The sequence below is a fragment of the Microbacterium sp. 77mftsu3.1 genome, assembly GCF_900100525.1.
GTDB classification, from domain to species: Bacteria; Actinomycetota; Actinomycetes; order Actinomycetales; family Microbacteriaceae; genus Microbacterium; species Microbacterium aquilitoris.
Genome location: NZ_FNCR01000005.1, coordinates 176,445 through 191,206, shown reverse-complemented (window position 1 = coordinate 191,206; position 14,762 = coordinate 176,445). Strand labels below are relative to the sequence as shown.

Below are 14,762 nucleotides of genomic sequence, written 5' to 3'. Positions count from 1 at the left end.
CGTCGTCGCGTGACCGGAACGTGATGTTTGACGGGTCCGCCGTCGAGCGTTATCTTCATATCGAAGCGGTTCGACGGCCATTCGCGGAAGCGCTTCGATCACGAAGGAGTGAGATGACCCGGCACATGTCCGAGCGCCCAGAGCGGCGCGACCGATGACGCAGCAGGCGATCGTCACCGAGGTCGCTGCCACGACGATCGAAGAGAAGACGCCGTCCCGCCCCGCGCGGCGGGTGTCGAAGAACCGTCGCTCATTCCGGATGTTCCTGTGCATCGTCCCGTTCCTGGTGCTGGTCTTCCTCTTCTCGTACTTCCCGCTCTACGGCTGGATCTACGCGCTCTTCGACTACCGTCCCGCCCTCGGCCTCGCCGGCAGCGACTTCGTCGGGCTGCAGTGGTTCCAGCTGCTCGTGAGCTCGCCGACCCAGGTCGCGCAGGTCGGCCAGGTGCTCGCCAACACGCTCGCGATCAGCTTCCTCGGCATCGCGACCTCGGTCCTGCCGCTCGCATTCGCGATCTTCCTCAACGAGATCCGCGCCCCCTGGTTCCGCAACGCCGTCCAGACGCTGACGACCCTCCCTAACTTCATCTCGTGGGTGCTCGTCTACATGATCGCCTTCTCGCTCTTCTCGAGCTCGGGACTCGTCAACGGCGTCCTGTCGGATGCCGGATTGATCACCACGCCGGTGAAGTTCCTCGACACCGACCAGAACGTCTGGCTGACGATGACCCTCTGGTCGGTCTGGAAGGGCCTCGGCTGGGGAGCGATCATCTACCTCGCCGCGATCGCCGGAATCGATCAGTCGCTGTACGAGTCGGCGGAGATCGACGGCGCAGGGCGATTCCAGAAGATGTGGTACATCACGGTGCCGCAGCTCATGCCGACCTACCTCGTCCTGCTGCTGCTGTCGATCGCGAACCTGCTCAACAACGGCATGGAGCAGTACTTCGTCTTCCAGAACGCCTTCAACAAGGAGTACATCCAGGTCCTCGACCTGTACGTCTACAACATCGGCATGACGGGCAACAACCTGTCGATGGCGACGGCGATCGGCATGTTGAAGAGCCTCATCTCCGTGATCCTCCTGTTCGCCGTCAACGGCATCGCCAAGCGCGTGCGCGGCGAATCCATCGTCTGAGTCAGGAGCCCCCGATCATGGTCACCACGACTCCCACCCGCCGCCGCGTCGTCCGGCGCGACGCCGATCTCTCCGGCCGCGTCGTCTTCGCGATCGTCAACTACTCGGTGTTCCTGGCGCTCGCGTTCGTCTGCGCCTACCCGTTCTACTACCTGATCATCAACTCGGTCAGCTCGAACGACCTCGCCGCACTCGGCCAGGTCCGGTGGCTGCCCACCGGCATCCACCTCTCCAACTACGAGCAGGTCTTCCAGCTCGGCGGACTCACGCAGGCCGCGATCGTCTCCGTCGGCCGCACCGTCCTCGGTACGGTCGCCGCGGTGCTCGCCTCGGCCTTCCTCGGCTTCATGTTCACGCAGGGTCGCATGTGGGGACGCCGGTTCTGGTACCGCTTCGTCATCATCACGATGTACTTCAGCGCGGGCCTCATCCCGGTGTTCATCGTCATCCGGAACCTCGGGCTGACCAACAACTTCTGGGTCTACGTGCTGCCGTTCGTCGTGCAGCCGTTCTTCATCATCCTCGTGAAGACCTACGTCGAGGCGATGCCCACCGAACTGCAGGAAGCCGCCGAGATGGACGGCGCGAACATCCTGCAGGTCTTCTTCCGGGTGTACCTGCCGAACATGACGCCGATCCTCGCGACCGTGGCCATCTTCTCGGCCGTGGCGCAGTGGAACAGCTTCCAGGACACCTTGATCTACATCACCGACCAGAGCCTCTACACGCTGCAGTACCTGCTCTACATGTTCATCAACCAGGCCAACAGCCTGGCTCAGGCCATGCAGAACGGCGGCAACATCAGCTCGATCGTCGACGCGGCCACGAGTCAGACGCCGACCTCGATCCGGATGACGATCTCGGTCATCGTCATCCTGCCCATCATCTTCGTTTACCCGCTGTTCCAGCGCTTCTTCGTCAAGGGCATCATGCTCGGCGCGGTCAAGGGCTGAACCCGACCATCACGGTCACACCACCGAGAGGAAAGCAATGAAGCTATCACGCAAGGCCATCGGCGCCGTCGCCGCTCTGGCGACGGTCGGGCTGCTGAGCGCCTGCACGGGCCCCGCGCCCACCGAGAAACGCGAGGAGATCACCGCGTTCCCGACCTCGTGGGACGAGCCCCTCACGATCGACGTCTTCGACGGCCTCGCCAACTACATGGGGATGCAGGAGGGGTGGTTCGGCGACCTCGTCGAGAAGAAGTTCAACATGAAGCTGAACATCATCGCCCCCAACGTCGCGGGCGGCGGCGACACCCTCTTCAACACCCGCGTCACGGCGGGAGACCTCGGCGACCTCATCATCACCGACAAGGGCCAGCGGCTCGAGGAGCTCCGCGAGGGCGGTCTGCTCCTCGACTCGGCGAGCTTCTACCCGGCCATGAAGAACGTCGGTCGGTTCGACGCCGCCGTCGACAAGATCAACGAGGGCGCCGACGGCACGTACGCCTTCCCGTCGCAGGTCTCCTCGCTGAAGCCCACCGAGCCCTCCGAGGGCCTCGACCCGACGTTCGGTCCCTACCTGCGCTGGGACCTCTACAAGCAGGCCGGCTACCCCGAGATCAGCACGCTCGAAGACCTCCTCCCGGTGCTGAAGAAGATGCAGGATGCCGAGCCCACCGCTCCCAACGGGCAGAAGACCTACGCGGTCTCGCTGTTCAAGGACTGGGACGGCAACATGCTGAACAACGCCAAGCAGCCGACCACCTACTACGGCTTCGACGAGGTCGGCTTCGCCCTCGCCAAGGGCGACGGGTCCGAGTTCCAGGGCATCCTCGACGAGGACGGGCAGTACGTGCGCGCGCTGCGCTTCTTCCACGAGGCGAACGAGCTCGGCATCCTCGACCCCGACTCGACCACGCAGAACTACGACACCCTCTGGAACAAGTACCAGAACGGCCAGGTGCTCTTCTCGTTCTGGCCGTGGCTCGGACAGGCCGCCTACAACACCGACAAGAACGTCGATGCGGGCCGCGGCTTCATGATGGCGCCGATGGACGACATGGACATCTTCTCGTACGGCGCCGAGGCGTACGGCGGCAAGCAGGTGTTCGCGATCGGCTCGAAGGCCGAGGACCCCGAGCGCATCGCGGCGTTCGTCGACTGGCTCTTCTCGCCCGAGGGCGCTCTGGCCAACAACAGCCAGACGCAGGGTGCCGCCGGCCCTGAGGGGCTCACATGGGAGCTCAACGCCGACAAGGAGCCCGCGCTCACCGAGCTCGGTCACAAGATCTTCTTCGAGGGTGACGCCGAGGTCCCGGCCGAGTGGGGTGGCGGCAGCTACATCGACGGTGCATCGCAGCTGAACATCAGCGCCGTGCTGCCGATCGACACCGACCCGAACACCGGCTTCCCGTACAGCTACAAGATGTGGCCGAGCTACCAGGCCGAGACCAGCAATTCGCTCACCGACGACTGGGCGGCCAAGATGGGCGCTCCGACGACGATGGACTACCTGCAGGGCAACGATCAGCTCATGGTCGGCGCCGGCGCCAGCTTCACCGCGCCGACCGACTCGTCCGAGATCGAGACGCTCCGCAACCAGGTCAAGGCGACGATCGTCCAGACCTCGTGGCAGATGGTCTTCGCCGAGAGCGATGCGCAGTTCGACTCGCTGCTGTCCTCGATGCAGGAGACCGCGAAGGGCCTCGGCTACGACAAGGTCCTCGAGGTCGACATGGCCAACGCCGAATCGCAGGATGCCGCCCGCAAGGCGGTCTCGGCGGAGTTCGGCGGCTGACCGCCCCGCACGCAGGAAAGGCCCCGTCGATGATCCGGCGGGGCCTTTCCCTTGCGACTCAGGCGGCGGTTCCGGAGCGGCGGCGGTAGATGCTCCGGAAGAGGAACGCGCAGCCGTAGGCACCGACGGAGAATCCGATCGTGGCCACGAGGAACATCGTGGGAGGGAAGACGATGACGAGGCATACGACGGTCACGGGGATCACGAGGAGCGCGAGGGTCCGCAGCGGCTCCGCTGCCGGGAGGAGCACGGCGTTCTTGAGCGTCTGGCGGAAGGGGGCGCGGTACGCGGCGACGAGACCCATCGCGTGGACGAACGCGGCGACGGCGTATGCCGCTCCGGCGAACGCCAGGGCGGCGAGGCCCGTGAGGAGCGGCTCGGGTGCCGACAGCCAGAACACGCCGCTGAAGGCGAGCGCGACGCTCGCCGTCAACAGGATGAGGCTGAGCCCGGTCGCGGGCAGGAAGTTCCGCGCCAGCGCGGGCAGGAAGTCCCGCAGCGGGCGACCGCCCTCCTCGTCGGCGTAGCGTCGGGTCACCTCCAGCAGGGCGCTCGTGGCCGCGCCGATCGTGACGAGGGGTGCGCAGCAGAGCAGGAACAGGATGTTGAGGGCGACGAACTCGAGGAACGACGACAGGCCCTGGACGGCGCGGTTCTCGGGGTCGATCTTCATGATCAGACCGTCGCGGGTTCCGCCGGCGAGTGGGCGAAGCGCGGGGCGAGGAGTTCCGGCCCGGGCGACCGTTCACCGCGGATCGCGGCGAGCAGCGTGCGGGCACCCGCCGCGCCGAGCTCTTCGGCGGGAAGGTCGATGACGTCCGACACGCCCGGAACATGGAGGGCGAGCTCGGCCGGGCTCAGGGCGACGATCTCGATGGGCGCCGCGGAGGCCGAGGCCAAGAGGCGGGCGGCGATGAAGGGAAGGGCTGCCTCGTTGTGGACGAAGAGCGCGGTGGTCTCGGGGGATCCGGCGAGCAGCGCATCGACGACCTCGGTCGCGCCGGGACCCGCGGGGCAGGGGAGCACGGTCGCGGTGAGTCCCACCTCACGGCTGCGGGAGAGGAACCCGCGGGTGAGGCGGTCCGAGTACGAGGTGTGTCGTGCCTGCACCTGGGGCGGAGCGCCGAGGAGGGTGACGGTGCGGTGGCCGCGCTCGGCGAGACGCTCGGCGGCGAGGCGTCCGGCGGCTTCGAAGTCGAAGTCGACGCAGATCAGCTGGTCGGCCGTGTCGGGGAGGCCGATGAGGACGCTCGGGATGCTGAGGTCGGCGAGCGAACCCACGCGGGGGTCGCTCGTCTCGACGTCGAGGATCAGCACCCCGTCGACCATCCCCGCCCGCGCCGCGCGTTCGACACCGGCGGCGTCGTCGCTCGTGAGCAGCAGGATGTCGTGGTGGTGCAGGCGCGCCTCTTTGAGGGCTCCCGCGACGATCTGCATGACGACGTGGACGTCGACGCCGGCGCGGATGGGGGCTTGCAACCCCAGAATGCTCGTCGACCGCGAGGCGAGGGAGCGCGCGCTCGCCTGCGGGCTGTAGGAGAGGTCGGCCATCGCCTGCTCGACGCGTTCCCGCGTCTCCTGCGAGATGGTGCGTTTGCCGCTCATCACGTATGAGACCGTCGAGATCGAGACTCCCGCGGCCTGGGCCACGTCGGCGATCGTGGTCATGGACCCTCCTTCTCCGACGGCATCGGCTTCGACGCGCGGATGGATCGAGCGTATCGGCTCGTCTGACGCCTCGAACGCTGCCCTGCCGACCGATGGACACGGTCGTGATCGCTAGTATAGGTTGAGATCGTTGAAGCGCTTCGACACTGTCGTCCACATTCGCTGAAAGGCCCGTCCGGTCATGACCTCTGCCTCATCCTCGGCCTTCGCGATGCTGTCGGCCGAGCGCGGCATCCTCTTCGGTGGGGACTACAACCCCGAGCAGTGGTCGCCCGAGGTCTGGCGCGAGGACATCGCCCTCATGCAGCGCGCGGGGGTGAACCTCGTCACCGTCGGCGTCTTCAGCTGGGCGGAGCTCGAGCCGACCCCCGGGGCGCGCGAGTTCGCGTGGCTCGACGAGGTCCTGGACCTGCTCCACGACGGCGGGATCGCCGTCGACCTCGCGACCCCGGTGGCCTCACCGCCGCCGTGGCTCGGGATCCGGCATCCCGAGACCCTGCCGGTCGACCGCGACGGCGTGCGCCTCGTCGCCGGATCGCGCAACCAGTTCTCACCGTCCTCGCGCGTCTACCGCGAGGCGGCGCGCGCGATCACGGCGGACCTCGCGGCGCGGTACGCGCGGCATCCCGCCGTCCGGATGTGGCACGTCGGCAACGAGTACGGCCAGATCGATCACGGCGACGAGGCGGCGCGCGCCTTCCGGGAGTGGCTGCTGCGCCGGTACGGATCGATCGAGGAGATCAACCGGGCGTGGGGCACCGCGTTCTGGGCGCAGCGGTACTCGGACGTCGCCGAGATCCTGCCGCCCCGGCGCGCGCCGTACCTCATCAACCCGACGCAGTCGCTGGACTTCCGCCGGTTCACCTCCGATGAGCTGCGCGACTGCTACCGCGAGCTCCGCGACACCATCCGGGGCGCCGGCGCCACCCAGCCTGTCACGACGAATTTCATGGGCGCCTTCGCGCACGTGGACTACTGGTCGTGGGTGGCCGACGTCGACGTCGTGAGCGACGATCAGTACCCGGACCCCGCCGACCCCGACAGCCCGCTCGACATGGCCTTCGTGCAGGACCTCATGCGCGGACTCGGCGACGGCCGGCCGTGGGTGCTGATGGAGCAGGCGATCAGCGCCGTCCAGTGGCGTCCGCACAACCTCCCGAAGACGCCCGCGCGGGCGCGCCTCGACACGCTGCAGGCCGTCGCGCGCGGTGCCGACGGAATCTGCTTCTTCCAGTGGCGGCAGTCCACGGCCGGCGCCGAACGCTTCCACTCCGCGATGCTGCCCCATGCCGGTGCCGACACCGAGGTCTTCGAGGGCGTCTGCCGCCAGGGACGCGAGCTGCAGAGACTCCGGCCCGTCGTGGGCGGCCGCGTCGCCGCGCGCACCGCGGTGCTCTTCGACTGGCCGTCGTGGTGGGCGTCGGACGAACCCGCGCGCCCGACGGCCCGCTTCGACGGTCTCGAGCAGATGCGTCGCTGGTACCGCCCGCTGTGGCGGCGCGGCATCCCCGTCGACGTCGTGCCCTTCGGCGCCGATCTCAGCGCCTACGACGTCGTGCTCCTGCCGCACGGGTACGTCCTGCGACCGGACGACGCCGCGCGCCTGACCGACGCCGCCTCGCGCGGTGCGCAGGTCGTGGTCGGGCCGTTCAGCGGCGTCGCCGACGAGCGCGGGCACATCCTCACGGGCCGCTCGCCCGTGCTGATCCGCGACATGCTCGGGGTCAGCGGCGAGGAGTGGGTCGGGCTCCCCGACGACGGCGTCGCCGTCGCGTCGGCTGACGGGCGGTGGGCGGCATCCGTCGCCCACACCCTCGGCGAGAAGCTCCGCACCGACGGCGCCGAGGTCGTGGCGACGTTCGCGTCGGGCAACCTCGCGGGGCGCCCGGTCGTGACGCGGAACGGGACGGCCTGGTACGTCGGCGCCGTCCTCGCGGACGACCTGCTCGACGCGGTCCTCGGTGACGCGCTGGATGCCGCGGGCGTCGCCGGTGCCATCGGCGTGCCGCCCGCGGAGGTCGAGGTCGTGCGGCGCGGCGACGCGCTCTTCCTGCTGAACCGCGGCGACGACGACGTGACGATCCCGCTCTCCGGAGCCTGGACCGACCTGCTGACAAATGACGAGATCGACGACCACGTGACGGTTCCGAGGGGGGACGCGCGAGTCGTGACAGAAAGGCGAAGGACATGAAGTTCACCGACGGCTACTGGCTCATGAGGCCGGGGGTGACCGGTCTGTACGCGAGCGCCGTGGACGACATGCGTGCCGACGCCGAGGCCGGCAGCCTCACCGTCTTCGCGCCGACCGCCGCCATCCGCCACCGGGGCGACACGCTCAACCGGCCGATGATCACGACGACGTTCTCTGCGCCGGCCCCCGGGGTCATCAAGGTGCGGGTGCAGCGGCACGCCGGCGGGCGTCACCGCGGTCCCGACTTCGCCGTGACGGGGGAGGAGGGCTACACGCCGACCGTGACGGTCGACGACGCCGAGGGCGTGCTGGATGCCGGTGACCTCCGCGTCCGTGTGTCGCGCGAGGGGGCGTGGCGCGTCGCGTTCGAGCAGGGTGACCGTGTGCTGACGACCGCGCTGCCGCGCTCGATCGGCCACATGACGGGTCCGGATGGCACGTGGGTGCACCAGCAGCTCTCGATCGAGCCGGGCGAGCGCATCTACGGGTTCGGCGAACGCTTCGGCGCCTTCACGAAGAACGGCCAGTCGATCGACACGTGGAATGCGGACGGCGGCACGTCGAGCGAGCAGGCGTACAAGTCGGTGCCGTTCTACCTGACGAGTCGCGGGTACGGCGTCTTCGTCGACAGCCCCGACGCGGTGTCGTTCGAGGTCGGGTCCGAGATCAATTCGCGCGTGCAGTTCTCGGTGCCGGGCGAGACGCTCGACTACTACGTGATCGCCGGGCCCGAGCCCAAGGACGTGCTGCGGCGCTACACGGCGCTCACGGGGCGTCCTGCCCGCGTGCCGGCGTGGTCGTTCGGGCTGTGGCTGACGACGTCGTTCACCGCCGCGTACGACGAGGCCAGTGTGACCGAGTTCGTCGACGGGATGGCCGCGCGCGACCTGCCGCTGTCGGTGTTCCACTTCGACTGCTTCTGGATGCGGGAGTTCCAGTGGACCGACTTCACGTGGGATCCGCGCATGTTCCCCGACCCCGACGGCCAGCTCGCGAGGCTGCGCGAGCGCGGCCTCAGGGTCTCGCTGTGGATCAATCCCTACATCGCGCAGCGTTCCGCCATCTTCGCCGAGGCCGCGGAGCGCGGGTTCCTGCTGAAGACGACGGAGGGCGACGTCTGGCAGTGGGACATGTGGCAGGCCGGGATGGCGATCGTGGACTTCACCAACCCCGAGGCGGCCGAGTGGTACGCCGAGCACCTGCGCCGTCTCGTGCGGCAGGGCGCCGACAGCTTCAAGACCGACTTCGGCGAGCGGATCCCGGTCGACGGCGTCGTCTGGCACGACGGGTCCGACCCGCAGCGGATGCACAACTACTACCCGCAGCTCTACAACGAGATCGTCTTCCGGGTGCTCGAGGAGGAGCGCGGCGTCGGCGAGGCGGTCCTCTACGCCCGCTCGGCGACGGCGGGCGGCCAGCAGTTCCCCGTGCACTGGGGTGGCGACAACGACTCGACGCTCCTGTCGATGGCCGAGACCCTGCGCGGCGGCCTGTCGCTCGCGATGAGCGGGTTCGGATACTGGAGTCACGACATCGGCGGCTTCGAGGGAACACCGGATGCCGGTGTCTTCAAGCGCTGGCTCGCGTTCGGACTGCTCTCCTCGCACTCCCGCCTGCACGGTTCGGGCTCGGTGCGGGTGCCGTGGGCGTTCGACGACGAGGCGGTCGAGGTGACGCGCCGGTTCACGACGCTGAAGCTGCGCCTCATGCCGTACCTCGCCCGGATCGCGGAGGAGGCGCACACCGCCGGCATCCCGATGATGCGCCCGCTCGTGCTCGAGTTCCCGGGCGACCGGTCGACGCACGACGCCGACGTCCAGTACATGCTGGGCGACTCCCTCATGGTCGCCCCCGTCTTCACCGAGGACGGGAGCGTCGAGTACTACCTGCCCGAGGGACGGTGGACCTCGCTCCTGACCGGTGACGCGGTGGACGGCCGCACGTGGCAGACCGAGCGTCACGGCTACGAGTCCGTCCCGCTGCGGGTGCGACCGGGCACGGTGCTGCCGTGGGGAGCGCGCGAGGACCGGCCGGACTACGACTGGGCCGACGGCGTGACGCTGCGCTGCTTCGAGCTGCCCGACGGGTACGACGGCGAGACGGTCGTCCCGGGGCACGACGGGGCTGCCGCGACGGTGTTCCGGGTGCGTCGCGAGGGCGGGCGGATCACCGCCGAGTCGTCGGACGCGCGTGCACCGTGGAGCCTGCAGGTCGGCGACCGGACGGCGTCGGTCGTCGGTGCCGGGGCGGTCTCGCTCGAGGCCGAGGTGGAGGTCGCCGGATGACGGTCGACGCCTTCCGCCGGATCGATGTGCCGCTGGCCGAGCGCTCCCGCGACCTGCTCGAGCGGCTGACCCCGGAGGAGCGCGTCGCGATGCTCCACCAGGCCATGCCGGCGGTGGAGCGCCTCGGCATCCGCCCGTTCCACACCGGGTGCGAGGCCCTTCACGGGCTCGCGTGGGTGGGTGTGGCCACGGTCTTCCCGCAGCCCGTCGGCCTCGCGGCGACGTGGGATCCCGAGCTGGTGAGGCGCGTGGGCGACCTCGTCGCGACCGAGGTCCGCGCCAAGCGCGCGTCGGGGGCGGACGTCGACCTCAACGTGTGGGCGCCGGTCGTCAACACCCTCCGGCATCCGGCCTGGGGGCGCAACGAGGAGGGGTACTCCGAGGACCCGCACTACACGGGCCAGCTCGGTGCGGCCTACAGCCGCGGGCTCCGCGGCGACCACCCGCGGGTCTGGAAGACGGTGCCCTCGCTCAAGCACTTCCTCGCTTACAGCAACGAGACCGACCGGTCCGCGACGTCGTCCGAGATGTCGCCGCGCACACTCCACGAAGAGGAGCTGCCGGCGTTCCGTCCGGCGATCGAGCAGAAGGTCGCCGGCAGCATGATGCTCGCCTACAACCGGGTGAACGGGGTGCCTGCGCACACGCAACCCGAGCTGGTGGCCGAGGCTCGCAGCTGGAGCGACGAGTCCATTGCGGTCGTGTCGGATGCCGGGGCGCCGAGCTTCCTCGTCTCGATCCAGCGCGCGCAGCCCGACAAAGTGCACGCCGCCGCCGCCCTCGTGCGCAGCGGCATGGACTCGTTCACCGACGACGGCCCCGACCCGGCGCCGAGCCTCGAGGCCGTCCGCGGCGCGCTCGCGCAGGGTCTGCTGACGGACGAGGACGTGGATGCCGCTGTCCTGCGACTGCTCGAGATGCGCCTCCGCACCGGCGAGTTCGACGGCGACGACGACCCGTACGTCGCCATGGGCGCGGACGAGATCGATACCGCCGCCGCCCGCGAGCTCGCCCGCGAGGCGGTCGCCCGTCAGGTCGTCCTGCTGCGGAATGACGACGGGGTGCTGCCGTTCGGCGAGCCCGCGTCGGTCGCCGTCGTGGGGCCGATGGCGGATGTCGTCCTCACCGACTGGTACTCCGGCACGCCGCCCTACGCGGTCGGCATCGCCCAGGGCGTGCGCGACCGCTATTCGACGGCGGCGGTCGAGGTCGTGACCGGCGCCGACACCGTCGCCCTGCGTGCTCCGTCCGGTTACGTCGCCGCAGGGGCGGACGGTACCGTCGACGCGATCCTCGACGCTCGGACCGACGCGAGCCTGTTCGACGTCACGGACTGGGGCGACGGCATCCTCACCCTCCGTTCCCATGCGAGCGGGCGCCTGCTGACGGGCGGCGTCTGGCCGATGCGGGCCGATGCCGAGCGCGTCGGCGGCTGGGTCGTGCAAGAAAGCTTCCGCCGGCACGTGCACGAGGACGGCTCGTGGTCGCTGCTGCACCTCGGCTCGGGCCGGTGGGTGCGCGTCGTCCGCGACGTGGGTCTGCTCGTGGCCGAGGGCGTCACCCTCGACGACGCCGCGCGCTTCGAGGTCGAGACGGTGACGCGCGGTCTGGACGAGGTGGCGCGCGCCGCCGCGGCGGCCGACGTCGTCCTCGTCGCCGTCGGCAACGATCCGCACCTGTCGGGTCGCGAGACCGCCGACCGCCCTCACCTGCTGCTGCCGACCGCGGCGACGGACCTCTGGCGGGCCGCGCACTCCGCCAACCCGCGCTCTGTGCTGACGATCGTCTCGAGCTTCCCGTACGTCCTCGCGGATGCCGCCGACGCGGCGACCGTCGTCTGGTCGAGCCACGCGGGGCAGGAGCTCGGCCACGGTCTGCTCGACGTCCTGAGCGGCGACCGCGAGCCCACCGGGCGTCTCGCGCAGTCGTGGCCGGCGCACCCGGACCAGGCGGGCGACCTCTTCGACTACGACACCCGACGCCAGCAGGCGACGTATAGGCACCAGCCGGCCCCGTACGCCTTCGCGTTCGGACACGGGCTCGGCTACGGCGACGTCGTCTACGAGGCCGTCGAGGTGGATGCCGGAACGGTGACGGCGCCCGCGCTCACCCGGCGGCATCCCGCCCTCGACCCTCGGGACGACGAGCAGGTCGTCACGGCGAGCGTCCGGGTCGCGAACCGGTCGGAGCGCGCGGTGGAGGAGCTCGTGCAGCTCTACGCCGTCGCGCCGGAGCTGCCGATCGCGGCACCGCGCCGGCTCCTGCTCGGGTACGCCCGCGTGCGCACCGAGCCGGGCGAGGCGCGGACGGCAAAGGTGCGCTTCACGGTCGAGCGCCTCGCCGTCTGGGACGGCGAGGCGCTGCGGGTGCAATCGGGGGACTACCGCCTCGCGGCGGGACCGTCGGCCGACGCCCTCGACGTGAGCACGACCCTCACCGTCCGGGACTGACGAGCTCGGCGTCCGCCACGACGCGCACCGGCACGATCCGGGCGTCGTCGGGCGTGACGACGTGCTCGCCGGCCACCTCGATGGCGGTGACGCTCTCACGGTCCTCGCACGACGAGCCGACCCAGAGGTCGATCCGTCCCGGCTCGACGATGCGGCGACCGTCGCGCCCCGTGAACGCGAAGCGCGCCGTCGGCAGCGAGAACACGACGCGCGCGCTCTCACCCGGGCCGAGGTCGACCCGGTGGTAGGCCATCAACTGCGCGACGGGGCGCGTGAGGCTCGCGACCGGGTCGTGCGCGTAGAGCTGGACGACATCGGCACCGGCGCGCTCGCCGGTGTTGCGGACGACGACCGAGACCTCGAGGGTGTCGCCCGCCGCGACCGACGCGGAGGCCTGCAGGTCCTCGTGGGCGAACGTCGTGTAGGTCAGCCCGTGCCCGAAGGGACGCACCGGGGTCGGGTCGGCGCTCGTCACGTCGATCGGTCCGCCGAGCCGCGGGTGCAGGTAGCTGTAGGGCTGCGCGCCGGCCGACCGCGGCAGGGTCACGGGGAGCCTGCCCGAGGGCGAGAGGCGTCCCGAGACGATGCCGGCGATCGGGTCCGCGCCCTCTTCGCCGGGGAAGAACGACTGCAGGGTGGCGGCGACGCGGCGCTCGCCGTCGAGCGCCCACCCGATCGCGTACGGACGGCCCGAGAGGATCACGAGGACGACGGGAGTGCCCGTCGCGACGACGCGTTCGATGAGCTGCCGCTGCAGGCCGGGCAGTTCGAGGTCGTCGACGTCGTTGCCCTCGCCGACGGTGCCGCGTCCGAAGAGGCCGGCGCGGTCGCCGACGACCACGACGGCGAGCTCGGCTGCCGCCGCCGCGTCCACGGCATCGCCGATAGCCGAGTCGTCGTCGTCCTCCACACCGCAACCGCGGGCGTAGGCGATCTCGGCGTCGGGGTACTCGGCGACGAAGGCGTCGCGGACGGTCGGCAGGTCGATCCCGTGCGGCGTCCCCGGGTGGTGCGCGAGCACGTGGTTGACGAACGAGTAGCAGCCCATGAGCGCCTCCGCCGAGTCGGCGTTCGGCCCGATGAGGGCGATGCGACGAGCGGATGCCGCCGGCAGCGTCCCGTCGTTGCTCACGAGCACCACCGACTCGGCCGCGAGCCTGCGCGCCAGATCGCGGTGGCGGGCGCCGTCGAGGTCGACCGCGGCCGGCGGCGTCTCGAACGTCTCGTCGAGCAGGCCGAGGCGCTCCTTCTGTGCGAGGACGCGGAGCACGGCGGCATCCAGAAGCGCGGCATCCATCTCACCTGAGCGGATGCGCTCGAGCATCGGCGCGGCGAACGCGTCACCCGTCGGCAGCTCGACGTCGATGCCGGCGCGGAGGGCGAGCTCGGCCGCTTCGCCGAGGTCGCCGGCGACCCCGTGGGTGGTCTGTAGGAAGGCGACCGAGAAGTAGTCCGACACGACCGGGCCCGAGAATCCGAGCCGGCCGCGCAGCACCTCGTCGAGGTAGTGCGCGCTCGCCGCGACGGGTTCGCCGTCGATCTCGGCGTACGAGTTCATGACGGATGCCGCGCCGCCGTCGCGGATCGCCATCTCGAACGGCGGCAGCAGGACGTCGGCGACCTCGCGGGGGCCGGCGTGCACGGGGGCGTGGTTGCGCGCCGCCTGCGATGCGGAGTACCCGACGAAGTGCTTGAGGGTGGCATCGACCCCCGCCGACTGGACGCCTCGCACATAGGCCGTCCCCACGGTCCCGACGAGGTACGGGTCTTCGCCGATGCACTCGTCGACGCGTCCCCAGCGGGGGTCGCGGATGACGTCGAGCACGGGGGCGAGCCCCTGATGGATGCCCAGTTCGCGCATCGAGTCGCCGATCGCGGCGCCCATCTCGGCGACCAGTTCCGGATCGAACGACGCGCCCCACGCGAGCGGCGTCGGATACGTCGCCGCCTTCCACGCGGCGAGTCCGGTCAGGCACTCCTCGTGGACGATCGCGGGTATCCCGAGCCGGGTCTCGGCGCGCAGCCGCCGCTGCTCCTCCCAGAGCCAGGCCGCCCGCTCGACCGGGTCGACGGGACGCGTGCCGTAGACACGGGTGAGATGGCCGAGGCCGTGAGCCGTGGCATCCGCGTACTTCGTCGTCGTCACCATCTCGTCGGCCAGGGGAGCGACGACCTCGCCGCCCTGGTCGACCCAGTAGCCGACGAGCTGCGCGGCCTTCTCTTCGAGGGTCATCTGCGCGAGCAGATCGTGCACGCGGGCCGAGGCCTGCGGGTGGGGAACGGTCATG

General features: G+C 70.2%; 9 protein-coding genes. 6 read left to right on the top strand and 3 right to left on the bottom strand.

The window, feature by feature from the left end:
• The first annotated feature begins 154 nt into the window (after positions 1–154).
• Genes BLR68_RS13785 through BLR68_RS13775 form a run of 3 tightly spaced genes read left to right on the top strand, consistent with a single transcriptional unit; the run spans position 155 to position 3,880 of the window.
• Complete coding sequence (locus BLR68_RS13785) at positions 155–1,138, top strand: ABC transporter permease (protein ID WP_018185653.1); 984 nt, start codon at positions 155–157, stop codon at positions 1,136–1,138.
• Positions 1,139–1,155: 17 nt separating this feature from the next.
• Positions 1,156–2,091 carry a carbohydrate ABC transporter permease gene (locus BLR68_RS13780; RefSeq protein WP_018185652.1) on the top strand — a complete coding sequence of 312 codons (936 nt, stop codon included), beginning with the start codon at positions 1,156–1,158 and terminating at the stop codon, positions 2,089–2,091.
• Between the two features lie 37 nt (positions 2,092–2,128).
• On the top strand, positions 2,129–3,880 hold the full coding sequence (locus tag BLR68_RS13775; protein ID WP_018185651.1) for a type 2 periplasmic-binding domain-containing protein: 1,752 nt from the start codon (positions 2,129–2,131) through the stop codon (positions 3,878–3,880).
• Positions 3,881–3,938: 58 nt separating this feature from the next.
• On the opposite strand, the gene BLR68_RS13770 is transcribed toward BLR68_RS13775, so the two are convergent.
• On the bottom strand, positions 3,939–4,553 hold the full coding sequence (locus BLR68_RS13770) for a YesL family protein (RefSeq protein ID WP_018185650.1): 615 nt from the start codon (positions 4,551–4,553) through the stop codon (positions 3,939–3,941).
• 2 nt (positions 4,554–4,555) lie between these two features.
• Positions 4,556–5,548 carry a LacI family DNA-binding transcriptional regulator gene (locus BLR68_RS13765; protein ID WP_018185649.1) on the bottom strand — a complete coding sequence of 331 codons (993 nt, stop codon included), beginning with the start codon at positions 5,546–5,548 and terminating at the stop codon, positions 4,556–4,558.
• A gap of 181 nt (positions 5,549–5,729) precedes the next feature.
• Between BLR68_RS13765 and BLR68_RS13760 the strand changes: the two genes are divergently transcribed.
• The 3 genes from BLR68_RS13760 to BLR68_RS13750 are packed head-to-tail and all read left to right on the top strand — an operon-like array spanning position 5,730 to position 12,474.
• Positions 5,730–7,739 carry a beta-galactosidase gene (locus tag BLR68_RS13760; RefSeq protein WP_018185648.1) on the top strand — a complete coding sequence of 670 codons (2,010 nt, stop codon included), beginning with the start codon at positions 5,730–5,732 and terminating at the stop codon, positions 7,737–7,739.
• Positions 7,736–10,024, top strand: a complete 2,289-nt coding sequence (gene yicI, locus BLR68_RS13755) for an alpha-xylosidase (protein ID WP_018185647.1) — start codon at positions 7,736–7,738, stop codon at positions 10,022–10,024. The genes BLR68_RS13760 and yicI overlap by 4 nt, the downstream gene beginning before the upstream one ends.
• Positions 10,021–12,474, top strand: a complete 2,454-nt coding sequence (locus tag BLR68_RS13750; RefSeq protein ID WP_018185646.1) for a glycoside hydrolase family 3 C-terminal domain-containing protein — start codon at positions 10,021–10,023, stop codon at positions 12,472–12,474. The genes yicI and BLR68_RS13750 overlap by 4 nt, the downstream gene beginning before the upstream one ends.
• Here the strand turns inward: BLR68_RS13750 and BLR68_RS13745 are convergent.
• Complete coding sequence (locus BLR68_RS13745) at positions 12,458–14,761, bottom strand: beta-xylosidase/alpha-l-arabinosidase (RefSeq protein WP_018185645.1); 2,304 nt, start codon at positions 14,759–14,761, stop codon at positions 12,458–12,460. The genes BLR68_RS13750 and BLR68_RS13745 overlap by 17 nt on opposite strands.
• Position 14,762 lies beyond the last annotated feature (1 nt).